This window comes from Blastococcus brunescens, from assembly GCF_035320885.1.
In the GTDB taxonomy this organism is placed as follows: domain Bacteria; phylum Actinomycetota; class Actinomycetes; order Mycobacteriales; family Geodermatophilaceae; genus Blastococcus_B; species Blastococcus_B brunescens.
Genome location: NZ_CP141261.1, coordinates 3,208,327 through 3,232,593, shown reverse-complemented (window position 1 = coordinate 3,232,593; position 24,267 = coordinate 3,208,327). Strand labels below are relative to the sequence as shown.

Genomic DNA, 24,267 nt, shown 5'->3' with positions numbered 1-24,267 from the left:
GGGGCTTTTCCTGGGCTAGGGTCCCCGTTCTGTGCACCTCTCCAGCCTGACGCTCAAGGGCTTCAAGTCCTTCGCGTCCGCCACCACGTTGCGGCTGGAGCCCGGTATCACCGCCGTCGTCGGCCCCAACGGGTCCGGCAAGTCCAACGTCGTCGACGCGATCGCCTGGGTCCTGGGCGAGCAGGGCGCGAAGAGCCTGCGCGGCGGCAAGATGGAGGACGTCATCTTCGCCGGCACCGCCGGCCGCCCCGCCCTGGGCCGGGCCGAGGTGACGCTGACGATCGACAACTCCGACGGCGCGCTGCCGATCGAGTACACCGAGGTCTCGATCACCCGCCGCATGTACCGCTCCGGTGAGAGCGAGTACGAGATCAACGGCGACAAGGTCCGGCTGCTCGACGTCCAGGAGCTGCTCAGCGACTCCGGCATCGGCCGCGAGATGCACGTCATCGTCGGCCAGGGCCAGCTCGATGCCGTCCTCTCGGGCCGCCCCGAGGACCGCCGCGCCTTCATCGAGGAGGCCGCCGGCGTCCTCAAGCACCGCAAGCGCAAGGAGAAGGCCCTCCGCAAGCTCGAGGGGATGACGCACAACCTCGACCGGCTCGGCGACCTCACCGTCGAGCTCCGGCGTCAGCTCAAGCCGCTGGGCCGGCAGGCCGAGGTGGCCCGCCGCGCCGCGGGAGTGCAGGCCGACCTCCGCGATGCCCGCCTCCGGCTGCTGGCCGACGACCTCGTCCAGCTCCGCGACTCCCTCGACAAGGACGTCGCCGACGAGACGGCTGCCCGCGAACGGAGAGCCGTCGTGGAACGGGACCTCTCCGGGGTCTCCCGCCGGGAGGCCGAGCTGGAGGCGTCGCTCGCCGCGAGCGCCCCGCGGCTGCAGGCCGCCTCGGACACCTGGTACCGGCTCTCCGCACTCGGAGAACGCTTCCGCGGGGTGGCCTCGCTCGCGGCCGAACGGCACCGTCACCTGTCGGCCGAAGCGCCGGCGTCGGCACCCGGTCGCGACCCCGACCAGCTCGACGCGGAGGCCGACCGGGTCGCCGCGACGGAGACCGAGCTCGCCGCCGGGCTGGAGACCGAGCGGGCACGCCTGGCCGCCGTCGTCGCCCAGCGCGCCGAGCTGGAGACGGCGCTGGCGGCGGAGGAGCGCGCCTGGGTCGCCGCGGCCCGGGCGCTGGCCGACCGTCGCGAAGGCCTGGCGCGACTGTCCGGTGAGGTCGCCGCGGCGCGGTCCCGCGTCACGGCCGGGCAGGCCGAGATCGAGCGGCTCACCCTGGCCGCCGGCGAGGCCGCCGACCGTGCCGAGGTCGCCGCGGACCGGCTCGCCGAGCGTCGCGACTCGGTGTCCGATCAGGCGGACGGCGACCTGGCCCTGGAGACCGCCCACCAGGAGGCCGTCGCCGCCCACGCGGCCGCCGCCCGCCTGGTCACCGAGCTGACCGGAGCCGAGCGCGCCGCTGAGCGGGACCGGGCCTCCTGGCAGGCGCGCAGGGATGCCCTCGCCCAGGGCCTCACCCCGGTGGACGGGGCGGCCGCCGTGCTCGCCTCGGGTCTGGCCGGCGTGCTCGGTCCGGTGGCCGACCGGCTGACCGTGCGCCCCGGCGACGAGCTGGCGGTCGCCGCCGCCCTGGGCGGGATGGCCGACGCCGTCGTGGTCTCCGGGGTCGTCGAGGCCGCCGCCGCACTCGCCCACCTGAAGGGCGCCGACGGAGGGCGGGCCGGTCTCCTGGTCACGGGCGGTCTGCCGCCGGTGCCGCGGGACGGCTGGCCGGTCCTCCCGGAGGACGCGCGATGGGCGCTCGACGTCGTCGAGGCCCCCGAGGAGCTGCGTCCGGCGCTGGCGCGCGCACTGGAACGGGTCGCGGTGGTGCACGACCTGGAGGCCGCCGTCGCACTGGTCGGTGCGCATCCCCGGGTGCGCGCCGTGACCGCCGCCGGTGATCTCGTGGGTGCCGACTGGGCGGTCGGCGGGCAGACCGACGCGCCCTCGAACCTCGTCGTCCGGGCGCGCGTCGACGAGGCGGCGGCGGAGCTCCGAGCCGCCGAGGCGCGGGCGACGTCGCTCGCCGAGGAGCTCGCCGCCGCGCGCGAGGCCGCCACGCTGCGCTCGTCCGACGTCGATGCGGCGCTCGTCGCCCGTCAGGCGTCGGACCGCTCGCGCTCGGCGGTGGCGGCCGAGCTCGCCGAGCTGGGCGCCGCCGCGCGGTCCGCCGAAGCCGAGGCGCAGCGGTCACTCGCCGCCCGGGTCCGTGCCGAGCAGGCCCTGGAGCAGGTGCTGTCCGAGCTGGCGGGGCTCGAGCAGCGGCTGGCCGAGGCCGAGGCCGCCCCGGTGGAGGAGGAGCCCTCGACCGAGGTCCGCGACCGCCTGCGGGCCGACGTCGCCGCGGCCCGGCAGGCGGAGACCGAGGCCCGGCTGGCGGTCCGGACCGCCGAGGAGCGGGCGCGGGCCCTGCACGGACGGGCGGAGTCGCTGCGCCGGCAGGCCCGGCAGGAACGAGCCGCCCGGGAACGGGCGGCCGCGGCCCGGGTGGCCCGGGAACGGGGGCGTCGGTGGCCGCCCGCGTGCGCGACGACGCCGCCACGGCGCTCGAGGTGCTGGCGACCTCGCTGACCCGGGCAGCGTCCGAGCGCGACGAGCTGGCCGGATCCCGCGCCGCCGCCGAGGCCGAGCTCCTCGAGGTGCGGGCCCGCGTCCGCGCGGCCACCGCCGAGCTGGATCGCCTGACCGACGAGGTGCACCGTGACGAGGTCGCCCGCGCCGAGCAGCGCCTGCGCATCGAGGCCCTCGAGGGACGGGCCGCCGAGGAGTACGGCGTCGACCTGCCGACCCTGCTCGGGGAGTACGGCCCCACGGCGCCGGTGCCGCCCACGCCGCAGCAGGTCGCCGCCGCCGAGACGGCCGGGGAGCCCGAGCCCGATCCGTTGCCCTACGACCGCGCCGTCCAGGAACGCCGGGCCGCCCAGGCCGAGCGCGACCTCGCCACCCTCGGCAAGGTCAACCCGCTGGCTCTGGAGGAGTTCGCGGCCCTGGAGGAGCGGCACGGCTTCCTGGCCACCCAGCTCGAGGACCTCAAGAACACCCGCCGGGACCTGCTCACCGTCGTCCGCGAGGTCGACGAGCGGATCCACGACGTCTTCGCCGCCGCGTTCGCCGACGTCGCCCGCGAGTTCGAGGGCGTCTTCGCGACGCTGTTCCCCGGCGGCCAGGGCCGGTTGGTGCTCACCGAGCCCGACAGCATGCTCACGACCGGCATCGAGGTGGAGGCGAGGCCGCCCGGCAAGAAGGTCAAGCGGCTGTCGCTGCTGTCCGGTGGGGAACGCTCGCTGACCGCCGTCGCGCTGCTCGTCGCGATCTTCCGGGCACGGCCGTCGCCGTTCTACGTCCTCGACGAGGTCGAGGCCGCACTCGACGACATCAACCTCGGCCGGTTGCTCACCCTGATCGAGCAGCTGCGGTCGACGTCGCAGCTGATCGTCATCACCCACCAGAAGCGCACGATGGAGATCGCCGACGCCCTCTACGGGGTGAGCATGCGCGGCGACGGCATCACCGGCGTGATCAGCCAGCGGCTCCGGGAGCTCGAGGCATCCTGACCCGAGGGCCGCCCGGCGGCCGCTTCGACGAGCCGGTAGCCCGTCGCGGTACCAGAGTGGACCCGTGGGCCGCGACGATCACTCTGGTGCACGGCGTCCGCTGACGACGACCGAGCGGGCGCTGCTCGACGCGCTGCTCGACCACGAGTTCGACGGCGTGGAGGAGCTCCGGGCGCAGGCGCGGCGAGCGACGGCCTCGACCGGCTGCGAGTGCGGGTGCGTCACCATCGACCTGCACGTGCCCGAGGACGTCCCCGGCTCGTCCGCCGTCGGCCCGACGCCGGTCGAGGGCGCCGTCGTCGACGCGGCGGGCGAGCCGATCGGCGGGGTGCTGCTGTTCATCCGGCACGGCCGGCTATCGGGCCTGGAGGTCCACTCCTCGACGAGCCACTGCCGATGCCCGCGCCCGAGCGGATCAGCTGGGAGGCCTGGGACGCCCCGTCGGCCGACGAGCGCCCGTCGTGGTGGCGACGCCTCCGCTCGGGATGACGCCGGTCGCTCCCTAGCTAGACGCCGGAGGTGACGCGCATGTCGACCATGAACGGCAGGTGGTCCGAGGCCCCGTCGGCGTCCAGCACCTGGGCCGAGGCGACGGCGATGCCCGAGGACACCCAGGCCTGGTCGATGCGCCGGTGCGGCGAGCGCGCCGGGTGGGTGTGCCCTCGTCGCGCTGCCAGAAGCGCCAGCCGGCCTGGTCCCCGCGGTCCTCGGCCAGCTCCCAGGCGTCGGTGAACCGCTCGCGGAGCGGGTGCAGCTCCGGCGCGTCGGGGCGGGCGTTGAAGTCACCCACGAGGACGCCGGCGGCCATGTCGTCGGTGTGCAGCGCGGCCAGCGCCGCGACCTGGTCGGCCCGCTCCTGCGGCGACCGGGTGGTCAGGTGCGTGGCGGTGACCCACAGCGTCCCGCCATCGAGCTCGAGCATCGTCCGCAGGGCGCTGCGCGGTTCACCGCTGCCGGGCAGCGGGTGCACGTCGCTGACCAGGATCGGCAGGCGGGAGAGCAACGCGTTGCCGTACTGGCGCGGGGGCTGGTCGCCCGGGCGCGGTTCGTCGATGGCGGGGCCCCACGCCAGTTGCATGTCCAGGGCGCGGGAGAGCAGCAGCGCCTGGTCGACGTCCTCGCTGCGGTCGCCGAAGTGCCGGTCCACCTCCTGGAGGCAGATCACGTCGGCGTCGGCCGAGGCCAGGAGCGTGGCCAGCCGCGGCAGGTCGTGCCGGGCGTCCTCACCGACCCCGTGGTGGGTGTTGAACGTGACCAGCCGCACCGGGATGGGGGCTGGTCGGGACCAGGGGCGGGCCGCACCCCGTGCGCACCAGTCATGCGTCCAGCCTGTCACCCGTCCGACAACGGGCTGTCGAGCACCTGCCGCAGGTGCTCGTCGCCCTTCTCCGACACCGACAGCAGGAAGCGGGCCTCCCGGCCGTGCAGCACCAGCTCCCCGATCTGGTTGCCGAAGAACGGTCCGGCCTGCTTGTCCCACTCCAACGCGGTCGAGTCGGCCTGGACCCACCGGGCCAGTCGCTCGGTCAGCCGTCGTGCCCTCCTGCTCCAGCCGATCTTGAAGCCGAGGCGGATGGGGTGCGGCGCCTGGTTGTGCAGCGGGGAGACGGTGAGCTGGTGCACGCGGCTGATCAGATCGCCGGGCTGCACCAGTTCCGCGGCGTAGGCGTGGTGGACGTCGCCGGAGAGCACCAGGGTCGTGGACGGTGCCCGGCCGTGCTCTCCCGCGCCACCCGCGTGACCGCCTCGCCCAGTCGTTCGAAGGAGTGCCCGAACGCCGCCCAGTGCTCGAGATCGGATGCCTGGCGCACGACCTCGGAGATCCGCCCACGCCACCGGCCGTGGTGTCGCACGTTGAGGGTCTCGTTCCACCGCTCCAGGTTGTGGATCGCGTGCGGCAGCAGCCAGGGCAGCGAGGTGCCGAGGATCAGGTGCTCGACACCCTCGTCCACCGCGCGGCGCATCGCCGCCTCCACCCAGGCGAACTCGTCCTCGTCGAGCATCCGGCGGTGCTGCTCTTCCAGGACCCGGCCGGCCCTGGTGTCGACCATGATCAGCCGCGCGTCACCCCAGTGCCGCACGTAGCTCCACCGGATCGTCGCCGGTTCGGCGTCGGCCAGCTCGGCCATCTCGCGCAGCATCGGCTCGGCGTCCCGGGTGGCGTCGTCGGCAGCCATGCCCTGGATCGCCTGCCACGTCTTGTTCGCCGCCAGCTCCTGCGGGCTGAGGTTGCCCAGGTGCTGGTAGACCCAGTAGCTGACCAGGCCGCCGATGATCCGCCCGGACCACCACGGCTGCTGCGACGCCGTGGCCCGCCAGGCCGCCGAGGTGTTCCAGTCGTCGATCATCTCGTGGTCGTCGAAGATCATCGACGACGGGATGGTGGACAGCAGCCACCGCACCTGCGGGTCCTGCCAGGACTCGTAGTACAGCCGGGTGTACTCCTCGAAGTCCACCACCTGGTCGTCCATCGTCCTGTCCCCTCCGGTCCGGTCCCGTCGGCGGTGCAGCAGCGACTTCGTCTGCTTCGTGAGCTCGTCGGCGTAGACCTGGTCGCCCAGGAGGACCAGCGCGTCGGGCCACCGGTCCTCCGGCAGGGACGCCACCTGGCTGGCGTACAGGTCCAGGGCGTCGGGCGGGATCCCCTCGGAGGCCTCGACGGTGCCCGGGCTGGCGTAGCGGCAGGAGCCGAAGGCCAACCGGAACGCCCCGGACCACCCGGCGTCCGGATCCGGCTGGCCGGGAACGTCGAGTCCTCGGGCGGCCACACCCGGACGTCGTCCAGGCGCACCTCGTACGGCGTCGTGCTGCCGGGTTCGAGGTCCTCCACCACGACCAGCGCGTAGTGGTGGTCCCCGACGCAGAAGGTGCGCGCGCTCCGGCCCAGGACGTCGACCGTGCACGGCCGGTCGGTCTCGACCCAGACCGTGGCGGAGACCGGGTCGACGTGCCGCAGCAGGGGGCCGAGCAGGAGTGCCGGTGAGGACCGGTCGGGGGCGGGCATGCCCCCAGCCTGACCCATCGGGCTGTGCGCCGCCGCAGCGTCGGCTGTGAGGTCGGCTGTGAGGTCCGGTGTGAGGTCGGGGTCAGGACTGGGAGACTCCCACCATGGAATTCGTCCTGATCGCCCTCGCGATCCTCGTCGTCGCACTCATCGCCGGGGTCGGCCTGCTGGTCGGCAAGGGCCGCCGGACCACCCGTCTGGACGACGACGCGGCAGCCGGGACGACGCTCACCCGGCCGCGCCCCCGGCGGAGCGACCCGCTCCTGTCGTCGACCAGCCCGACGCCGTCCAGCCCGAGTCGCCCGCCGAGGTCGAGCTGCCCCCGGCCGAGCCGGAACCCGGTCTGGTCTTCGAGACGCCCCCGCCGTCGGCGGGCCGGCTCGTGCGGCTGCGCTCGCGGCTCGCCCGCTCGCAGTCCTCGCTCGGCCGCGGGCTGCTCACGGTGCTCGCGCGCGAGAAGCTCACCGAGGACGACTGGGAGGAGGTCGAGGAGACCCTCCTCGCCGCAGACGTCGGCCTCGCGGCGACGACCCAGATCGTGGAGCGGCTGCGCACCCAGACGATGGTGCTGGCGACCGCGTCGGGGCCCCAACTGCGCGAGCTGCTCGTCCGCGAACTGACCGCCGTCCTCGGGCCGGACATGGACCGCACGCTGGGCACGACACGGCACGAGGGACGGCCCGGGGTCGTCCTCGTCGTCGGCGTCAACGGCGCCGGCAAGACGACCACGGTCGGCAAGATCGCGCGCGTGCTCGTGGGAGACGGCAAGAGCGTCGTCCTCGGTGCGGCGGACACCTTCCGCGCTGCGGCGGCCGACCAGTTGGAGACCTGGGGGAGCGGGTCGGCGTGCTGACCGTGCGGGGCCGCGAGGGCGGCGACCCGGCCTCGGTCGCCTTCGAGGCGGTGCGCACCGGCGTCGAGGGGAGGTCGACGCAGTCCTCGTCGACACCGCTGGCCGGCTGCACACCAAGTCGGGCCTGATGGACGAGCTGGGCAAGGTCAAGCGGGTCGTCGAGAAGGTGTCGCCGGTGACCGAGGTGCTGCTCGTGCTCGACGCGACGACCGGCCAGAACGGCGTCGTGCAGGCGCGGGTGTTCACCGAGGCCGTCACCGTCACCGGCATCGTGCTCACCAAGCTCGACGGGACGGCCAAGGGCGGCATCGTGGTCTCCGTCCAGCGCGAGCTGGGCATCCCGGTGAAGCTGATCGGGCTCGGCGAGGGTCCGGACGATCTGGCGCCCTTCGAGCCGCGCGCGTTCGCGGAGGGGCTCGTCGGCGGCGAGGAGTCCGCGGCCGCCTGAGGTCCTGCGTCAGGCGCGCGTGGGGTCGAAGCCGTAGGGCAGCTCCAGCCGGTGCCGGCCGAGCAGTTCGGTGTCGGCCAGGAGCTCGCGGGTGGGCGCGTCGGCGACCACCACACCGCCGTCGAGGACCACCGACCGCGGGCACAGCTGCAGGGCGTAGGGCAGGTCGTGGGTGACCATCAGCAGGGTCACCGGCAGGGCCTGGAGCACCTCGGCCAGCTCGCGGCGCCCGGCGGGGTCGAGGTTCGAGGAGGGTTCGTCGAGCACCAGGATCTCGGGGTGCATCGACAGCACCGTCGCGACCGCGACCCGGCGGCGCTGCCCGAAGGACAGGTGGTGCGGCGGCCGGTCGCCGCACCACGACATCCCCACCTGCTCGAGCGCCTCGGCGACGCGGGCGGCCACCTCGTCCTCGGGCAGCCCGAGGTTGCGCGGACCGAACGCCACGTCCTCGCCGACCGTCGGCATGAACAGCTGGTCGTCGGGGTCCTGGAAGACGATCCCCACCCGCCGCCGGACCTCCTGCAGGGAGGACTTCGTCACGGGGAGGCCGGCGACTGCGACCCGGCCCCGGCCGGCGCGCAGGATGCCGTTGAGGTGCAGCACCAGGGTGGTCTTGCCGGCCCCGTTGGGGCCGAGCAGGGCGACCCGCTCGCCGCGGCCGATGCGCAGGTCGACACCGAACAGCGCCTGGTGCCCGTCGGGGTAGGCGAACGCCAGGTCCTCGACCAGCAGGGACGGCGGGGTGCTCACGCGATCGCCACGGACAGCAGCAGGAGCCCGGCGGTCAGCGGCAGGGCTGCCCCGTCGCCCACTGCCGGCCGCCGGGGGCGCTGCTCGCGCCCTGCGGCAATCGGCCGGTGTAGCCGCGGGACAGCATCGCCAGGTGCACCCGCTCGCCGCGTTCGTAGGACCGCACGAACAGCGCACCGGCCGCCGGGCCCAGCACCCGCAGGGCGCCCACGTGTCGCGCCCGGAACCCGCGCGACTCCCGGGCGACGCGCATGCGCTGCAGCTCGCCACCGACGACGTCGGCGTAGCGGATCATGAACATCAGGATCTGGACCAGCAGCTGCGGGAGCCGGAGCCGCTCCAGCCCACGGAGCAGCTCGCGGGGCTCGGTCGTGGCGGCCAGCACCGTCGCGGCGAGCACGGCGACGGTGGCCTTGGCCAGGATGCCCCCGCCCGTGGCCAGCCCGTTCTCGGACAGGGACAGCCCGAGCACCTCCACCCGCGGCCCGCGGGCCACGAAGGGCAGCAGGAGGGCGAAGGCCACGAACGGGATCTCGACCACGAGCCCGCGGGCGAGCCGGCCGGTCGCGATGCCGGCCGTGGCGGCGACCGCGAGGACCAGCAGCAGGTCACCGGCGTAGACCACCGGCGCCCACGGCGCGTGCACCGGGGTGGCGACGACGACCAGGGCGAAGGCCAGCACGGCGACGAGCTTCACCTGTGGCGCGAGCCGGTGGACGGGGCTGGTGCCGGCGACGTACCGGGCGCTCAGGGCCCCGCAGGGGCGGCGGCCACGTCAGTCGCGGACCGGGGCGGTGGGACGTCCGCGGCGACGGACCACCAGCGCCAGGCCCCCGCGAGCACGAGGGTCACGACGACCCCGATGACTCCCGCGGCCCCGCCGGACAACGCGCCGTCCTGGCCACCGAGGGCGTAGTCGGCCAGGGGTGACCCGGCCACAGCGCTGTCCTCGGCGGTGTGCCCGAACCCGGCGTCCTCGGCGGCCCGCTCCAGGCCGTCGGGGAGGAGCTGGCGAAGCCGCTCAGGACGGCCGCGACCAGCAGGGTCACCACGATGCCGGCGACCCAGAACCAGCGACGGCGGCTCATCGGGCGGCCCCGCCGGCTGGAGCCCGGGACGGCGGTCCAGAGCGGCGTCCTTCCGGAGGTGACCCGCGGCGTGCACGAGGTCGGGCCGGGCGGCGAGCACGGCACCCAGGACGGCCACGGTGATCGCCGCCTCGCCCAGGCCGATGAGCAGGTGCACGCCGGTCATCGCCCCCGCCACGGTGCCCAGCGGGACGTCGGCGACCCCGCCGAGGCCGAACAGGCCCACGAAGGCCAGGGCGGCCACCGGGACCGACAGGAAGGCGCCGATCCCGGCGGCGCCCAGCAGCGAGGTGCGGGTGCGCGGCAGGACGGCGGTGAGCGCCCGGACGATGCCGTAGCCGACCACCACCGCGACCACGCCGAGCAGCGTGACGTTGGTGCCCAGCGCGGTGAGCCCGCCGTCGGCGAAGAGCACCGCCTGGACGAGCAGGACGACGGTCATGCTCAGCACCGCCGTCCACGGGCCCACCAGCAGCGCCGTCAGCGCGCCGCCGATGAGGTGGCCGCTGGTGCCGGCCGCGACCGGGAAGTTCACCATCTGCACCGCGAAGACGAAGGCGGCGGTGAGGCCGGCCATGGGCGCGGTGCGGTCGTCGAGCTCCTCGCGCGCCTTGCGCAGCGCGACGGCGACGGCTCCGGCGGCGAGGACGCCGGTCGCCACGGAGGTGGGGGCGTCGAGGAACCCGTCGGGAACGTGCACGGTGCCTCCTGGGCGGTTGAGCGTCGGTGGACGCACGGTCGTCGGAGGCCGGCGTTGCAGGCCGTCCGCCACGAGCACCTTATTGCACATCGTTCGCAACTGGCTCGCCCGGGCGGTGCCCGCGGCGTGCAGCGGCTCACCCGGACGAGCGTCGGCAACACGGCCGCAACGCGGGGGCGGGACACGCGGCGCGGAGTTCACCGCGCCGAAACGCGACGACGAACGCCCCGGAAACACGACGACGGCACGGTGAACGCCACGTCGCCGCTCGTCCGAGCGTCGGATTCCCGCACCGGCCGCAGGCCGACGACCCACTCAGGAGGTTGCCGTGGTCAACACCGGCGACACCGCCTGGATCCTCACCAGCGCGGCCCTCGTGCTGCTGATGACGCCAGGTCTCGCGCTCTTCTACGGCGGCATGGTCCGCGCGAAGAGCGTGCTGAACATGATGATGATGAGCTTCGGGGCGCTGGCACTGATCAGCGTCCTGTGGGTTCTCTACGGCTACTCCATGGCCTTCGGTGACGACGTCGGCCTCGGTCTGCTCGGGAACCCCGGCGAGTTCTTCGGGCTGAACGGCCTGATGGAGGACACCACCAGTGAGGAGGGCGGCCTGCCCGTCATGGCGTTCGTCGGCTTCCAGGCCGTCTTCGCCATCATCACCGTCGCCCTCATCTCCGGTGCGATCGCCGACCGCGCCAAGTTCGGCGCCTGGATGGTCTTCGCCGGCGTCTGGGCGACGGTCGTGTACTTCCCGGTCGCCCACTGGGTGTTCGCCTTCGACGGTGACGACGTGGTCGGCGGCTGGATCGCCAACGACCTGCTGGCCCTGGACTTCGCCGGCGGCACCGCGGTGCACATCAACGCCGGTGCGGCCGGTCTGGCGCTGGCCTTCGTGCTCGGCAAGCGTCGCGGGTTCGGCCGCGAGGCCATGCGGCCGCACAACCTGCCGCTGGTCATGATCGGCGCCGGGCTGCTGTGGTTCGGCTGGTTCGGCTTCAACGCCGGCTCGGCGCTGGCCGCCAACAACACCGCGTCGGTCGCCTGGGTGAACACGCTCGCCGCCACGGCCGCCGCCGTCCTGGGCTGGCTGATCGTCGAGAAGTTCCGCGACGGCCACTCGACGTCGCTGGGCGCGGCCTCCGGTGTCGTCGCCGGCCTGGTCGCCATCACCCCGGCCTGCAACGCGGTCTCGCCCATCGGGGCGATCATCCTCGGCGCGATCGCCGGTGTGCTGTGCGCCCTGGCCGTGGGCCTGAAGTACACGCTGGGCTACGACGACTCGCTCGACGTCGTCGGCGTCCACCTCGTCGGCGGGCTCTGGGGCACCATCGCCATCGGCTTCCTCGGCTCGGCGGCCTCCCCGGCGGGTGTCGACGGACTCTTCTACGGCGGCGGCGTCGACCAGCTGTGGCGCCAGGTCGTCGGGGCGGTCGCCGTCCTGGCCTTCTCCTTCATCCTTACGCTGGTGATCGGCATCGTCATCCAGAAGACGATGGGCTTCCGCATCACCGAGGAGGACGAGGTCGCCGGCATCGACAACGTCGTGCACGCAGAGTCGGGCTACGACTTCGCCTCGCTCGGCAGCAGCGGTTCCACTGCACCACTGGCCGGCCAGGCTCGCGCCGAGGCCCGTAGCACGGAAGGAAGCCGGGCATGAAGCTCGTCACCGCGATCGTCAAGCCGTTCAAGCTCGACGACGTCAAGAACGCCCTCGAGCTGATCGGCGTGGCCGGTCTCACCGTGAGCGAGGTCCAGGGCTTCGGCCGTCAGCGTGGCCACACCGAGGTCTACCGGGGCGCGGAGTACCAGGTGGACTTCGTCCCGAAGGTGCGCATCGAGGTCGTCGTCAGCGAGCTCGACGCCGCCCGGGTCGTGGATGCGGTCGTCGAGGCCGCCTCGACGGGCCAGATCGGCGACGGCAAGGTGTGGGTGACGACGATCGACGAGATCGTCCGGGTCCGCACCGGTGAGCGCGGCGACGACGCGCTCTAGGCGCGGGGCCGTCGAGTTCCCGCACTGATCACTCCGTCGGCCGGGGTGGTGGCATCCACCGCCACCCCGGTCGACGCCGTTCCGAGGGGCGTCCGTGCTCGACCTCGAGGCACTGCCCGGTCTGACCCGCTCGGAGCGGGTCCGGGCCATCGACACCTGGCTGGGCGGTCTGCTCGCCGACGCGGTCGCAGGCACGCCCCCGCCGAAGGCGCGCCGGGGCGGACCCCACCGCTGACCGGGACCGACGGCGTGGCGCTGGTCGCGGTGGGCAGCCTCGGCCGGCGGGAGCTCCCGCCGCAGGGAGACCTCGACCTCGTGCTCGTCCACGAGGGCCGGCCGGAGATCGCCGCCATCGCCGACGCGCTCTGGTACCCCGTCTGGGACACCGGCCTGCGCCTGGACCACTCGGTGCGCTCGGTGTCCGAGGCGATCGCGGTCGCCTCCACCGACGTCAAGGCCGGTCTGGGCCTCCTCGACGCCCGCCTCGTGGCCGGTGACGCGGACCTGGCCGCACGGCTGCGCACCGCGACCCTGGCCAGCTGGCGGCAGTCGGCGTCGAAGCTGCTGCCGCAGTTGCGCGACCTGCGCCGCGAGCGCGCACGTCAGGTGGGAGAGCTGGCGTTCCTGCTCGAGCCCGACCTCAAGGAGGCCTACGGCGGGCTCCGGGAGGGGCAGGTCCTGCGTGCGGTCGCCGCCGCCCAGCTCGGGGACGAGCCGGGACCGGAGCTGGAGCGGGCGTACGCGTTCCTGCTCGACGTGCGCGACGAGCTCCGCCGGCGCACCGGCCGGCCGCACGACCTCCTGGTCCGGCAGGAGCAGCGCCCGGTCTCGGTGGCCCTCGGCCTGCCCGACGAGGATGCGCTCCTGCGCGAGGTCAGCCTCGCCGGGCGACGACTGGCCTTCGTCGCCGACGAGACGTGGCGCCGGGTGGAGGCCACGCTGGTCCGCCGTCCCCGCGGCCGGTACCGGCGGGTGCGGCGCGAGCCGCTCGCCGAGGGTGTCGTCCGGCAGGGGGACGAGGTCGTGCTGGCGCAGGGTGCCCGGCCGGCCGCCGACCCGGGCCTGCTGCTGCGCGCCGCCGCCGCCGCGGCGCGGGCCGACCTGCTGCTCTCGCCCTACACGCTGAAGGTGCTGGCGGTGCACACCCCGCCGGTGCCCGAGCCGTGGCCCGCCGAGGTCCGCTGGTCCTTCCTGCGGCTCCTGGCCAGCGGGCGGTCCGCCGTCCCGGTCCTCGAGCAGCTGGACCAGGAGGGGCTGCTCGCGCGACTGATCCCGGAGTGGGACCGCGTCCGCTCCCTGCCGCAGCGGCATCCGTGGCACCGCTTCACGGTGGACCGGCACCTGGTCGAGGCAGCCGCGGCCGCAGCAGAGCTCACCCGCGACGTCGACCGTCCCGACTTGCTCCTCGTCGCGGCGCTGCTCCACGACATCGGCAAGGGCTGGCCTGGCGACCACAGCGAGGTCGGCGAGCCCATCGCGGCGGAGATCGCCGGGCGGATGGGCTTCTCCGAGTCCGACGTCGCCGTGGTGGCCATCCTCGTGCGCCACCACCTGCTCCTCCCGGCGACGGCCACGCGGCGGGACATCGACGACCCCGCGACGATCGACCGGGTGGCGGTGACCATCGGCTCCGACCCCGCCGTCCTCCAGCTGCTGCACGCCCTCGCCCAGGCCGACGGCGCAGCCACCAGTGCGTCGGCCTGGTCCCCCTGGAAGGCCCACCTGGTCGCCGCCCTGGTCGCGCGTGTCCAGGGGCGCCTGCGCGGGACCGCCGGTCCGGAGCCGGAACCGGTGCTGCACCCCAGCGAGGCCCAGGTGACCGCGCGCCCGTTGAGCACCGCCGGGGCGGAGGGATCGGTGACGGTCGGCATCGAGGACGTCGCCGACGGCCAGCAGGTGACCATCGGGGCCCCCGACCGACCGGGGCTGCTCAGCACGTGCGCGGGGTGCTGGCGCTGAACCAGCTCGACGTCCGCGCGGCCAAGATGTCGGTGGCCGACGGCTACGGCACCGGTGTCTTCGCCGTCCGCCCGCGCTTCGGCCGTGCTCCGGTGCCGGAGATCCTCGCCGACGCCGTCCGGGCGGCCCTCGAGGGGACGCTGCCGCTCGCCGACCGGCTGCGGCAGCGCGAGGCCGACTACCGGCAGGACGGCAGCCGGAGCGCGCCCCCGCGCATCTCCTGGCACAACAGCGAGGTCAGCGGCGCGGCGACCGGCATCGTCGAGGTGCGGGCCAGCGACCGCGCGGGTCTGCTCTACCGGCTCACCTCGGCGATCACGCAGGAGGGGCTGGACGTGACCTCCGCCCGGATCGAGACCCTGGGCGCCGATGCGGTCGACTGCTTCTACGTGTGCAACCCCTCGGGCTCTCCGGTCGAACCCGAGCAGCGCCGGCGGGTCGACGACGCGCTCGTCTCCGCGACGGTCGGAGGAGGAGTTGCCGGCGAGTCCCGCAAGGCCGACACGCCGGGTCGGTTCCGGTGAACTGTCGGTAGGGCGTGCGACGGTCGAGCGGACGGGGACGGAACGGTCCCCCTGCCGAGAGGAGCCCACGTGGACAGCCGGCTGTGGCCCTGCCCCCGTGCGGGGAGCTGACCGTGTTCGTGCAGCCCCCGTGCGCCGACGGGCACACCGACGACGGCGGCGACTGCCCCGAGTGGGCGTGCGTCGACTGCGGCTCGGCCGTGGTGCTGGGCGAGCTGTCCGTGGTGAGCCACGTCGTGCGCACCCGCATCGCGGCGTAGCAGCAGTCGATACCCTGGGGTCAGGTGGCGCGGGTCTCCCGCGCCCGTGACAACTGCTGAGGACGTGCTGTGTTCGAGACCCTCTCCGACCGCCTGGACAAGGTCTTCACCGGCCTGCGTGGCAAGGGTCGGCTCACCGACGCCGACATCGACGCCACCGCGCGCGAGATCCGCATCGCGCTGCTGGAGGCCGACGTCGCGCTGCCCGTCGTCCGGGCCTTCATCGAGTCCGTCAAGGAGCGCGCGCGGGGCGCCGAGGTCTCCGGCGCCCTGAACCCGGCCCAGCAGGTCATCAAGGTCGTCAACGAGGAGCTCATCGGCATCCTCGGCGGCGAGACCCGCCGGATCCGCCTGGCCAAGCAGTCGCCGACGGTGATCATGCTCGCCGGCCTGCAGGGCTCCGGAAAGACGACGCTGGCCGGGAAGCTCGGGCGCTGGCTGAAGGAGCAGGGGCACGCCCCGCTGCTCGTTGCCTGCGACCTGCAGCGCCCCAACGCCGTCAACCAGCTCTCGATCGTGGCCGGGCAGGCCGGGGTGGACGTGTACGCCCCGAGCCGGGCAACGGCGTCGGTGACCCGATCCGGGTCGCCGCCGACTCCATCGAGCACGCCCGCCGGACGATGCACGACGTCGTCGTCGTCGACACCGCCGGCCGCCTCGGCATCGACGCCGAGCTGATGGCCCAGGCCGCCGGCATCCGCGACGCCGTGCAGCCCGACGAGACGCTGTTCGTGGTCGACGCGATGATCGGTCAGGACGCCGTGAACACCGCGACGGCGTTCCAGGAGGGCGTCGGCTTCAGCGGCGTCGTCCTGACCAAGCTCGACGGCGACGCCCGTGGTGGTGCGGCGCTGTCGGTCCGGTACGTGACCGGCCAGCCGATCATGTTCGCGTCGACCGGCGAGAAGCTCACCGACTTCGACGTCTTCCACCCCGAGCGGATGGCCTCGCGCATCCTCGGCATGGGCGACGTGCTGACGCTGATCGAGCAGGCCGAGAAGACGTTCGACGCCGACCAGGCCGAGCGCATGGCCGGCAAGCTGGCCTCCCGGGAGGGCTTCACCCTCGAGGACTTCCTCGAGCAGATGATGGCCATCCGCAAGATGGGCCCCATCGCCAACCTGCTCGGCATGCTCCCCGGCGCGGGGGCGATGAAGGAGCAGCTCAAGCAGGTCGATGACCGCGACCTCGACCGGACCGCGGCGATCATCCAGTCGATGACCCCGGCCGAGCGGGCCAACTCGAAGATCATCAACGCGTCGCGGCGGGTCCGGATCGCCAACGGCTCCGGCGTCAGCGTGACCGACGTCAACCAGCTGCTGGAGCGCTTCGTCCAGGCGCAGAAGATGATGAGCCAGATGGCCGGCAGCATGGGCCTGCCGGGCGTGGGCCCCATGTCGAAGAAGCAGCGTGGCCGTCAGATGCAGGCCCAGTCCAAGAAGGGCAAGAAGGGCAAGGGCGGCAAGGCCAAGGGTGGGCCCGCGCGGCGGCCCGCCGGCGCCCCGGGGTTACCTCCGGGCGCCGGCTTCCCGGGTGGCGGCCTGCCCGGCGGGATGCCCCAGCTGCCGCCCGGCATGGGTCAGGGGATGCCCGACCTGACCAAGCTGAACTTCGACCAGTTCAAGGACGACCGGCCCGGCCGGTGAGCGCGCAGCCGCTCCACCTCGCCGGCGTGGTGCTCCCCGAGGGGAGTACCACGACGTCTGGGTGCGCGAGGGGCGGTTCACCTTCGAGCCGGTGCCCGGCGCCGAGACGGTCAGCACCGGGGCTGGCTGCTCCCGGGCCTGGTCGACGCCCACTGCCACGTCGGCATCGGGGCCGGCGGGGCGCACGTCACCGACCTCGAGGGGTTGCGGGAGCAGGCGCTCGCCGAGCGGGCGGCGGGAGTGCTGGCGCTGCGCGACTGCGGCTCGCCGGTCGACACCCGGGCCCTGGACGACGAACCGGACCTGCCCCGCATCATCCGGGCGGGGCGGCACATCGCCCGCCCCCGGCGCTACATCCCCGGCCTCGGCGTCGAGCTCGAGCCCGAGGACCTGGCCGCGGAGGTCCGCGTGCAGGCCGGTCGGGGCGACGGCTGGGTGAAGCTCGTGGGTGACTGGATCGACCGGTCCGTGGGCGACCTCGCACCGGAGTGGCCGCGCGAGGCCCTGGAGGCCGCGATCGGCGCCGCGCACGAGGCGGGTGCCCGGGTCACCGCGCACACCTTCGGCACCGACGCGCTGCCGGACCTGATCCGGGCCGGCATCGACTGCATCGAGCACGGCACCGGCCTGACCGAGGAGCTCGTCGGCGAGATGGCCGCCCGCGGCACCGCCGTCGTCCCGACGCTGGTCAACGTCGAGAACTTCCCGGGCTTCGCCGACGCAGGGGAGAAGAAGTTCCCCGCCTACGCCAGCACGATGCGGCGGCTCTACGCCGACGCCGGCGCCGTCGTGCGGGCGGCGTACGAGGCCGGCGTCCCGGTGTTCGCCGGTACCGACGCGGGCGGAGGGATCGAGCACGGCCGGATCGCCGACGAGATCAGGGCGCTCCACCAGGCCGGCCTCCCGGCAGCGGCGGCGCTCGCCGCGGCCTCCTGGTCCGCGCGGGCCTGGCTCGGACTGCCCTGCATCGAGGAGGGCGCACCGGCCGACCTGGTCGTCTTCGACGCCGACCCGCTCGCCGACCTCGACGTCCTCTCCCGGCCCGGCCTCACGATCCTCGGCGGCCGCATCCTCGGCTGAGACCCCTGATGATCAGGTTCCCTGATCACCAGGGGTCCTCCCTCGCGGTCGACCGTGGGGAGGACCCGAAACCGTGAGGGACGACGGTGTTCTCCTGGGCCCCGTAGGTCCTGCTGCGGCCTCCTGGGACACTCCTGCCGTGCTGTTGCGGATGTCGACCCTGTTCCTGCGGACCCTGCGTGACGACCCGGCCGACGCCGAGGTCCCGAGCCACCGCCTGCTCGCGCGCGGCGGCTACATCCGCCGCGCCGCGCCCGGCGGGTTCACCTGGCTGCCGCTGGGTTTCCGGGTGTTCCGCAACGTCGAGCGCATCGTCCGCGAGGAGATGGACGCGATGGGCGCGCAGGAGGTGCACTTCCCCGCGCTGCTGCCCCGCGAGCCCTACGAGGCGACCAACCGGTGGACCGAGTACGGGCCCAACCTGTTCCGGCTCAAGGACCGCCGCGGCAACGACTTCCTGCTCGGCCCCACGCACGAGGAGATGTTCACGCTCCTGGTGAAGGACCTCTACGGCTCCTACAAGGACCTGCCGCTCTCCCTGTACCAGATCCAGACGAAGTACCGGGACGAGGCGCGGCCCCGGGCGGGCCTGTTCCGCGGCCGCGAGTTCACGATGAAGGACAGCTACTCCTTCGACGTCGACGACGCCGGCCTGGACCGTTCCTATGCCGCGCACCGGGCCGCCTACATCAAGATCTTCGACCGGCTGGGGCTGGAGTACGTCATCGTCTCGGCGATGTCGGGCGCCATGGGTGGCTCGAAGAGCGAGGAGTTCCTGCACCCCACGTCGATCGGGGAGGACACCTTCGTCCGGTCGGCCGGCGGCTACGCGGCCAACGTCGAGGCGGTGTCGACCGTCGTCCCCGACGCGATCCCGCTCGGGGGCTGCCCGAGGCGCACGTCGAGGACACCCCGACACCCCGACCATCGAGACGCTGGTCGCCGTCGCGCAGCAGATGTTCCCCGATGCCGGGTACACCGCCGCGTCGACGCTGAAGAACGTCGTCGTCACGCTCGTGCACCCCGACGGCAGCCGGGAGCCGCTGGTCATCGGCTTGCCGGGCGACCGGGAGGTCGACGCCAAGCGGCTCGAGGCGCAGGTCGCCCCCGCCGAGGTCGAGCCGTTCACCGATTTCGCCGGGAACCCGGGGCTGGTCAAGGGTACATCGGCCCCCAGGTGCTCGGCGCGGATGCTGAGTCGAAGATCCGCTACCTCGTCGACCCACGCGTGGTGCCCGGCAGTCGCTGGATCACCGGCGCCAACGAGCCCGGCAAGCACGTGTTCGACCTCGTGGCCGGGCGTGACTTCACCTGGGACGGCGTCATCGAGGCCGCCGAGGTGCTGGCCGGCGACCCCGCGCCCGACGGGTCCGGCCCGCTGGAGCTCGCCCGAGGCGTGGAGATGGGGCACATCTTCCAGCTGGGCCGCAAGTACGCCGAGGCGCTCGACCTCAAGGTGCTCGACGAGAACGGCAAACTCGTCACCGTCACCATGGGCTCGTACGGCATCGGGGTCTCCCGGGCCGTGGCCGCGATCGCCGAGTCCACCCACGACGAGCTGGGCCTCGTCTGGCCGCGCGAGGTGGCACCCGCCGACGTGCACCTCGTCGCCACCGGCAAGGACGCGGCCGTGTTCGAGGCGGCCGAGGCGCTGGCCGCCGAGCTGGTCGCCGCCGGGCTCACCGTGCTCTACGACGACCGGCCCAAGGTCTCACCGGGGGTGAAGTTCAAGGACGCCGAGCTGCTCGGCATGCCGACGATCGTCACGGTCGGCCGCGGCCTGGCCGAGGGCGTCATCGAGGTGCGCGACCGGAGGACCGGCGAGCGCGAGGAGGTGCCGGTCGCCGACGCCGGCGCCCGCGTGCTGGCGGCGGTCAAAGGCTGAGCAGAGGCCCGTCCGTCCGTCTGGCACAATGGCGGGTCGAACACGGCGGGCGCGGCCCTCTCACCGTTTCCGACCGTGTCCATCGCTCCGCCCCGGCGTAACCCCACACGTCGCCCGGCGAGCAACCACACAGCGTTCGAGGAGTACACCACCCACCGTGGCCACCAAGATCAAGCTCATGCGCCTGGGCAAGATGCGCGCGCCGTACTACCGCATCGTCGTCGCCGACGCCCGGACCAAGCGTGACGGTCGTTCGATCGAGACGATCGGGAAGTACCACCCGAAGGAGGACCCTCCTTCATCGAGGTCGACGCCGAGCGCGCCGCCTACTGGCTCGGCGTCGGCGCCCAGCCGACCGAGGCCGTGGCCGCCATCCTCCGGGTGACCGGTGACTGGCAGAAGTTCAAGGGCGAGCCGGCTCCCGCCCCGATGCGGGTCGCCGAGCCCAAGCCGGACAAGAAGGCCCTCTACGAGGCCGCCGTCCGCGCGGGCATGGACGAGCCGACGACGGACGCGACCACCGCCAAGAAGAAGGCCGCCCCCAAGAAGGCCGCTCCTGCCGACGAGGCGCCGGCTGCCGAGGCCCCCGCCGCTGAGGCTGCGACCGAGGCTCCCGCCGCGGACGCTCCCGCAGAGACGCCTGCCGAGTAAGACGTGCTCGAAGACGCGCTCGAGCACCTGGTCAAGGGCATCGTCGACCACCCGGAGGAGGTGACCGTCGATCTGCTCGCCAACCGCCGCGGCAAGACCCTCGAGATCCGGGTGCACCCCGACGATCTCGGGAAGGTCATCGGCCGCGGCGGGCGCACCGCCAAGGCGCTGCGCCAGGTGATGACCGGCGTCGGCGGGCGCGGCCTGCGGGTCGACGTCGTCGACACCGACGGGCGCTGAGCACGACTCCCTTGCCGGGATCCCCGCACGACACCGACACCGTGGTGGTCGGCCGCATCGGCCGACCCCACGGTGTCCGTGGCCTGGCCACCGTCGAGGTGCGCACGGACGACCCCGACGACCGGTTCGCCCCGGGCAACGTGCTGATCACCGATCCGCCGAAGCGCGGTCCGCTCACCGTCGTGGACAAGCGCTGGCACAGCGGCACACTGCTGCTGCAGGTCGCCGCGCCGACCGGTGACGTCTACGGCACCCGCGAGGACGTCGACGCCCTGCGCAACACCCTCCTGCTGGTGCCGGTGGCCGATCTCCCGGAGATCGACGAACCCGACTCCTACTACGACCACCAGCTCGTGGGCCTGTCCGCGCGGCTGGCCGACGGCTCGGTGGTCGGCGAGGTGACCGCGGTCCGGCACGAGGCCCAGGACCTGCTGGTCCTGCGCCGCACGGACGGCGGCGAGGCGCTGGTGCCCTTCGTATCGGCGATCGTCCCCACGGTCGACCTCGCCGGGGGCTTCGTGCTCCTCGACCCGCCCGAGGGACTCCTGGAGCTGTGAGCGACCCGGTGGCACAGCGCGCGCCTTTCCGCGTCGACGTCGTCACGATCTTCCCCGAGTACCTCGCCCCGCTGGGCCAGTCGCTGCTGGGCAAGGCCGCCGAACGTGGCCTGGTGTCCATCGGAGTGCACGACCTGCGGCAGTGGACCGACGACGTGCACCGCACCGTGGACGACGCCCCGTACGGCGGCGGCCCGGGCATGGTCATGAAGCCGGAGCCCTGGGCGCTGGCGCTCGAGGCGGTGCGCCTGCCGGGGACGCGGCTGGTCGTGCCCACGCCCGCGGGCCGCCCGTTCACGCAGACGACGGCCGCGGAGTGGGCCGCCGAACCGGGGCTCGTCTTCGCCTGCGGCCGCTACGAGGGCATCGACCAGCGGGTGGCCGACTGGGCCGCCGACGCCGGCCCCGTGTCGGAGGTCTCGATCGGCGACTACGTGCTGGCCGGCGGTGAGTCCGCGGTCCTGGTGATGGTCGAGGCGGTCACCCGGCTGCTGCCCGGCGTCGTGGGCAACCGCGAGTCCGTCGAATTCGACTCGCACGCCGACGGGCTGCTGGAGGGCCCCTCCTACACCCGCCCCGCGTCCTGGCGCGGCCACGACGTGCCCCCGTCCTGCTCTCGGGCGACCACGCCGCGATCGCCCGGTGGCGGCGCGCGGAGTCGCTGCGGCGCACGGCCGCCCGGCGTCCCGACCTGCTCTCCCCGGCCGCCCTCACCGACGCCGACCGGACCCTGCTCGACGGTGCCTGACCGGGCGTGGGTCCGGCCGACCGCCCGGGTCGTGGTCCTCGACCCGGCGGGGCGGGTGCTCCTGCTCGGCGCCCGCCTCACCGACCCCGCCGTGCCGCCCGGGGACGTCCTGTTCTGGTACACGCCCGGCGGGGAGTGGAGGACGGCGAGAGCCTGCACCAGGCCGCCGTCCGGGAGCTCGAGGAGGAGATCGGCCTGCTCGTGGGCCCGGCCGACCTCGAGGGGCCGGTGTGGTTGCGCCGCCACGTGGGGGCCTTCGCGGGGATCGACATCGATTCCCGGGAGACCTTCTTCGTCCTGCGCGACGTCGTCCACGAGGTGGACCCCCGGGGGCGCACGGAGCTCGAGCTGCTGGGTGAGGAACCGCACCGCTGGTGGTCGGCCGCCGAGATCGCCACGAGCGAGGAGGCGTTCGCGCCGGGCGACCTCGCCGATCGGCTGCCGGAGCTGCTCGCGGGCCCGTGGACGGGGCCGCCGCGCATCGTCGCCTGAAGATGTGGCACAGTAGAGAGCTGCTGCAGACCTCCGGCGCCGCCGGTGGGAGCTCCTCCGCAGGAGCCGCAGCTCCCCGGGACCGGACAGCCGGGGCGTTCCGCTGTCCGCACCGAGAACGAGCCATCTGAGACTGAGGACTGCCGAGATGAACACCCTGGACGCACTCGACGCCGACTCGTTGCGCGACGACATCCCCGATTTCCGCCCGGGTGACTCCGTCAAGGTGCACGTGCGCGTCGTCGAGGGCACCCGCTCGCGTATCCAGGTCTTCCAGGGCGTGGTCATCCGGCGCCAGGGCGGCGGCATCCGCGAGACCTTCACCGTGCGCAAGGTGAGCTTCGGCGTCGGCGTCGAGCGCACCTTCCCGGTACACACCCCGGTGGTCGAGAAGATCGAGGTCCTGACCCGCGGCGACGTGCGCCGCGCCAAGCTGTACTACCTCCGTGAACTGCGCGGCAAGGCTGCCAAGATCAAGGAGAAGCGCGACGCGGTCGCTCGCTGAGTGACCGTGCGCTGACACGCTGACAGCCGGTCACGACCGGCTGTGCTCGCGGCGGGTCCGCCGGGCCGTAGGCTGCTCCCTGATGAGCAGCGATCGGACCGGGGGCCCGCCGGCGTCGTTCCGGGCGACGACCACGGGGACGACGACTCCACGACCCACGAGGCGGCCGGCCGGGGCTCGCGCCGCGCGCGTCGCGAGAAGCCCGCGAAGAAGGGCTCCCTGCTGCGCGAGCTGCCGGTGCTCCTGCTGATCGCGTTCGTGCTCGCGCTGATCGTCAAGACCTTCTTCGTCCAGGCCTTCTTCATCCCGTCGGGGTCGATGGAGCAGACGCTGCACGGCTGCACGGGGTGCACCGGTGACCGCGTGCTGGTGAACAAGGTGCCGTACTGGTTCGGCGAGCCCGAGCCCGGCGACATCGTCGTCTTCAAAGGCCCTGACACCTGGACGCCGGAGGTCTCGGTCGCGGAGCCGACCACCTGGTTCTCCGGGGCGATGCTCTGGCTCGGGCGCACCGTGGGCGTGGCGCCGCCGAGCGAGGACGACTTCGTCAAGCGGGTCATCGCCGTCGAGGGCCAGACCGTCCAGTGCTGCGATCCCGAGGGCCGGCTGACCGTCGACGGCGAACCGCTGGACGAGCCCTACATCTTCGAGAACACACCCATCGAGGACCGGGCCTTCGGTCCGGTGACCGTGCCGGAGGACCGGCTCTGGGTGATGGGTGACCACCGCTCCGCCTCGGCCGACTCCCGGTCGCACGTGAGCGACCAGTACGGCGGCACGATCGGCGTCGACGACGTCATCGGCAAGGCATCGGTCATCGTCTGGCCGGTGAGCCGGTTCGGACTGCTCGATTCGCCCGACATCCAGGCCGCGGAGGCTGCCGCGGCCGAACGGGCCGGTCTGACCGGGTCGACGGTGACCCCGTCGGCCGTGGCGCCGTGGGCCATCGGGGTGGCCGGCGCCCTCCCGATCACCGCGTGGTTGCACCGGCGTCGAGCCGGCGCGGCCTGACTGCCGCCATTCCCTGCCTGCTCCTGACGGACCCCGGCGCCGCCCTGACCAGGGCGGCGCCTTTCCGTCGTGCGACTGCTGCGCGTCGTGCTGTTACGCGTGGGACGGCGACTGGACCATTGCTCGCTTCCCAGTAGCAATCAAGAAAAGATCGAAAAAGTATTCAAGCAACCGTTTCACCCTTCCGATGGAGACATTGCAAGTTCCCGGAGTCGAAACGGAGTCAGTTGTGTCTGCACCTATGGCGAGCAATGTCCGCGGGGTCACCCGT

Annotated in this window: 29 protein-coding genes and 2 pseudogenes; 24 read left to right on the top strand and 7 right to left on the bottom strand. The window is 73.5% G+C overall.

Features of this window, described 5'->3' with window-relative positions; all coding sequences use genetic code 11:
* Positions 1-31: 31 nt before the first annotated feature.
* From smc to U6N30_RS21670, 3 genes are all read left to right on the top strand, one after another.
* Positions 32-2,614, top strand: coding sequence for a chromosome segregation protein SMC (gene smc / locus U6N30_RS21680; protein ID WP_324273923.1), 2,583 nt, complete (start codon positions 32-34; stop codon positions 2,612-2,614).
* Positions 2,554-3,597: an AAA family ATPase gene (locus tag U6N30_RS21675; RefSeq protein ID WP_324273922.1), complete on the top strand. Its 1,044-nt coding sequence runs from the start codon at positions 2,554-2,556 to the stop codon at positions 3,595-3,597. The genes smc and U6N30_RS21675 overlap by 61 nt, the downstream gene beginning before the upstream one ends.
* 64 nt (positions 3,598-3,661) lie before the next feature.
* Positions 3,662-4,120 carry a hypothetical protein gene (locus U6N30_RS21670; protein ID WP_324273921.1) on the top strand — a complete coding sequence of 153 codons (459 nt, stop codon included), beginning with the start codon at positions 3,662-3,664 and terminating at the stop codon, positions 4,118-4,120.
* Here U6N30_RS21670 and U6N30_RS21665 read toward each other — a convergent pair.
* The 4 genes and pseudogenes from U6N30_RS21665 to U6N30_RS35650 all read right to left on the bottom strand — a co-directional run.
* The gene (locus U6N30_RS21665) at positions 4,100-4,861 is read right to left on the bottom strand and encodes an endonuclease/exonuclease/phosphatase family protein (protein WP_324273920.1); all 762 of its coding nucleotides are present in this window, start codon (positions 4,859-4,861) and stop codon (positions 4,100-4,102) included. The genes U6N30_RS21670 and U6N30_RS21665 overlap by 21 nt on opposite strands.
* Before the next feature lie 68 nt (positions 4,862-4,929).
* Complete coding sequence (locus U6N30_RS21660) at positions 4,930-5,289, bottom strand: hypothetical protein (protein WP_324273919.1); 360 nt, start codon at positions 5,287-5,289, stop codon at positions 4,930-4,932.
* Entirely contained in the window at positions 5,229-6,365 is a 1,137-nt protein-coding gene (locus U6N30_RS21655; RefSeq protein WP_324273918.1) for an alkaline phosphatase D family protein, read from the bottom strand. The genes U6N30_RS21660 and U6N30_RS21655 overlap by 61 nt, the downstream gene beginning before the upstream one ends.
* Positions 6,366-6,385: 20 nt before the next feature.
* Positions 6,386-6,601, bottom strand: a pseudogene (locus U6N30_RS35650) (DUF7800 domain-containing protein); the annotation flags it as partial.
* A gap of 382 nt (positions 6,602-6,983) precedes the next feature.
* On the opposite strand from U6N30_RS35650, the gene U6N30_RS21650 reads away from it, so the two are divergent.
* Genes U6N30_RS21650 through U6N30_RS21640 form a run of 3 tightly spaced genes read left to right on the top strand, consistent with a single transcriptional unit; the run spans position 6,984 to position 7,902 of the window.
* Positions 6,984-7,454 carry a signal recognition particle receptor subunit alpha gene (locus U6N30_RS21650; protein WP_324273917.1) on the top strand — a complete coding sequence of 157 codons (471 nt, stop codon included), beginning with the start codon at positions 6,984-6,986 and terminating at the stop codon, positions 7,452-7,454.
* Entirely contained in the window at positions 7,448-7,582 is a 135-nt protein-coding gene (locus U6N30_RS21645) for a hypothetical protein (RefSeq protein WP_324278601.1), read from the top strand. Before U6N30_RS21650 ends, U6N30_RS21645 begins: the two co-directional genes overlap by 7 nt.
* Positions 7,561-7,902, top strand: coding sequence for a hypothetical protein (locus U6N30_RS21640; RefSeq protein WP_324278406.1), 342 nt, complete (start codon positions 7,561-7,563; stop codon positions 7,900-7,902). Before U6N30_RS21645 ends, U6N30_RS21640 begins: the two co-directional genes overlap by 22 nt.
* Before the next feature lie 9 nt (positions 7,903-7,911).
* On the opposite strand, the gene U6N30_RS21635 is transcribed toward U6N30_RS21640, so the two are convergent.
* From U6N30_RS21635 to U6N30_RS21625, 3 genes are read right to left on the bottom strand one after another with little or no spacing between them, the layout of a single operon-like run.
* A complete protein-coding gene (locus U6N30_RS21635) occupies positions 7,912-8,655 on the bottom strand; it encodes an energy-coupling factor ABC transporter ATP-binding protein (protein WP_324273916.1) in 744 nt (247 codons plus the stop codon).
* Between the two features lie 34 nt (positions 8,656-8,689).
* Positions 8,690-9,352 carry a cobalt ECF transporter T component CbiQ gene (gene cbiQ, locus U6N30_RS21630; protein ID WP_324273915.1) on the bottom strand — a complete coding sequence of 221 codons (663 nt, stop codon included), beginning with the start codon at positions 9,350-9,352 and terminating at the stop codon, positions 8,690-8,692.
* 50 nt (positions 9,353-9,402) lie between these two features.
* Entirely contained in the window at positions 9,403-10,443 is a 1,041-nt protein-coding gene (locus tag U6N30_RS21625; RefSeq protein ID WP_324273914.1) for an energy-coupling factor ABC transporter permease, read from the bottom strand.
* Between the two features lie 328 nt (positions 10,444-10,771).
* Between U6N30_RS21625 and U6N30_RS21620 the strand changes: the two genes are divergently transcribed.
* The 18 genes and pseudogenes from U6N30_RS21620 (at position 10,772) to lepB (ending at position 23,996) form a co-directional block, all read left to right on the top strand.
* The gene (locus U6N30_RS21620; protein ID WP_324273913.1) at positions 10,772-12,103 is read left to right on the top strand and encodes an ammonium transporter; all 1,332 of its coding nucleotides are present in this window, start codon (positions 10,772-10,774) and stop codon (positions 12,101-12,103) included.
* Positions 12,100-12,438 carry a P-II family nitrogen regulator gene (locus tag U6N30_RS21615; protein WP_091980408.1) on the top strand — a complete coding sequence of 113 codons (339 nt, stop codon included), beginning with the start codon at positions 12,100-12,102 and terminating at the stop codon, positions 12,436-12,438. The genes U6N30_RS21620 and U6N30_RS21615 overlap by 4 nt, the downstream gene beginning before the upstream one ends.
* Before the next feature lie 94 nt (positions 12,439-12,532).
* Positions 12,533-12,673 carry a hypothetical protein gene (locus tag U6N30_RS21610; RefSeq protein ID WP_324273912.1) on the top strand — a complete coding sequence of 47 codons (141 nt, stop codon included), beginning with the start codon at positions 12,533-12,535 and terminating at the stop codon, positions 12,671-12,673.
* A gap of 14 nt (positions 12,674-12,687) precedes the next feature.
* The gene (locus tag U6N30_RS21605; protein WP_324273911.1) at positions 12,688-14,397 is read left to right on the top strand and encodes a [protein-PII] uridylyltransferase; all 1,710 of its coding nucleotides are present in this window, start codon (positions 12,688-12,690) and stop codon (positions 14,395-14,397) included.
* Entirely contained in the window at positions 14,385-14,921 is a 537-nt protein-coding gene (locus U6N30_RS21600) for a hypothetical protein (protein ID WP_324273910.1), read from the top strand. The genes U6N30_RS21605 and U6N30_RS21600 overlap by 13 nt, the downstream gene beginning before the upstream one ends.
* Positions 14,922-15,004: 83 nt before the next feature.
* On the top strand, positions 15,005-15,181 hold the full coding sequence (locus U6N30_RS21595; protein ID WP_324273909.1) for a hypothetical protein: 177 nt from the start codon (positions 15,005-15,007) through the stop codon (positions 15,179-15,181).
* A 69-nt stretch (positions 15,182-15,250) separates the two neighbouring features.
* Positions 15,251-15,859 (top strand): signal recognition particle receptor subunit alpha, encoded by a 609-nt coding sequence (locus U6N30_RS21590; protein WP_324273908.1) that lies wholly within the window; start codon positions 15,251-15,253, stop codon positions 15,857-15,859.
* Complete coding sequence (locus tag U6N30_RS21585; RefSeq protein ID WP_324273907.1) at positions 15,802-16,827, top strand: hypothetical protein; 1,026 nt, start codon at positions 15,802-15,804, stop codon at positions 16,825-16,827. The genes U6N30_RS21590 and U6N30_RS21585 overlap by 58 nt, the downstream gene beginning before the upstream one ends.
* Before the next feature lie 57 nt (positions 16,828-16,884).
* The gene (locus tag U6N30_RS21580) at positions 16,885-17,907 is read left to right on the top strand and encodes an amidohydrolase family protein (protein WP_324278405.1); all 1,023 of its coding nucleotides are present in this window, start codon (positions 16,885-16,887) and stop codon (positions 17,905-17,907) included.
* A gap of 151 nt (positions 17,908-18,058) precedes the next feature.
* Complete coding sequence (gene proS / locus U6N30_RS21575) at positions 18,059-19,792, top strand: proline--tRNA ligase (RefSeq protein ID WP_324273906.1); 1,734 nt, start codon at positions 18,059-18,061, stop codon at positions 19,790-19,792.
* Positions 19,793-19,949: 157 nt separating this feature from the next.
* Positions 19,950-20,177, top strand: a complete 228-nt coding sequence (gene rpsP / locus U6N30_RS21570; protein WP_324273905.1) for a 30S ribosomal protein S16 — start codon at positions 19,950-19,952, stop codon at positions 20,175-20,177.
* On the top strand, positions 20,156-20,443 hold the full coding sequence (locus U6N30_RS21565; RefSeq protein ID WP_324273904.1) for a hypothetical protein: 288 nt from the start codon (positions 20,156-20,158) through the stop codon (positions 20,441-20,443). The genes rpsP and U6N30_RS21565 overlap by 22 nt, the downstream gene beginning before the upstream one ends.
* Before the next feature lie 3 nt (positions 20,444-20,446).
* Positions 20,447-20,683 (top strand): RNA-binding protein, encoded by a 237-nt coding sequence (locus U6N30_RS21560; protein ID WP_324273903.1) that lies wholly within the window; start codon positions 20,447-20,449, stop codon positions 20,681-20,683.
* 41 nt (positions 20,684-20,724) lie between these two features.
* Entirely contained in the window at positions 20,725-21,240 is a 516-nt protein-coding gene (gene rimM / locus U6N30_RS21555; RefSeq protein ID WP_324273902.1) for a ribosome maturation factor RimM, read from the top strand.
* Positions 21,237-21,791, top strand: a pseudogene (gene trmD, locus U6N30_RS21550) (tRNA (guanosine(37)-N1)-methyltransferase TrmD); the annotation flags it as partial. The gene rimM and the pseudogene trmD, both read left to right, overlap by 4 nt.
* Positions 21,792-21,994: 203 nt before the next feature.
* Entirely contained in the window at positions 21,995-22,480 is a 486-nt protein-coding gene (locus tag U6N30_RS21545; RefSeq protein ID WP_324278404.1) for an NUDIX domain-containing protein, read from the top strand.
* A gap of 148 nt (positions 22,481-22,628) precedes the next feature.
* Entirely contained in the window at positions 22,629-22,985 is a 357-nt protein-coding gene (rplS, locus tag U6N30_RS21540; RefSeq protein WP_324273901.1) for a 50S ribosomal protein L19, read from the top strand.
* A 42-nt stretch (positions 22,986-23,027) separates the two neighbouring features.
* Positions 23,028-23,996, top strand: a complete 969-nt coding sequence (gene lepB / locus U6N30_RS21535) for a signal peptidase I (RefSeq protein WP_324273900.1) — start codon at positions 23,028-23,030, stop codon at positions 23,994-23,996.
* Positions 23,997-24,267 lie beyond the last annotated feature (271 nt).

Excerpts from the sequence above, each read along its gene's own strand:
- U6N30_RS21585 (WP_324273907.1), top strand. The coding sequence starts at position 15,802 with ATGCACGACGTCGTCGTCGTCGACACCGCCGGCCGCCTCGGCATCGAC.
- rplS (WP_324273901.1), top strand. The coding sequence starts at position 22,629 with ATGAACACCCTGGACGCACTCGACGCCGACTCGTTGCGCGACGACATC.
- proS (WP_324273906.1), top strand. The coding sequence starts at position 18,059 with ATGTCGACCCTGTTCCTGCGGACCCTGCGTGACGACCCGGCCGACGCC.
- U6N30_RS21615 (WP_091980408.1), top strand. The coding sequence starts at position 12,100 with ATGAAGCTCGTCACCGCGATCGTCAAGCCGTTCAAGCTCGACGACGTC.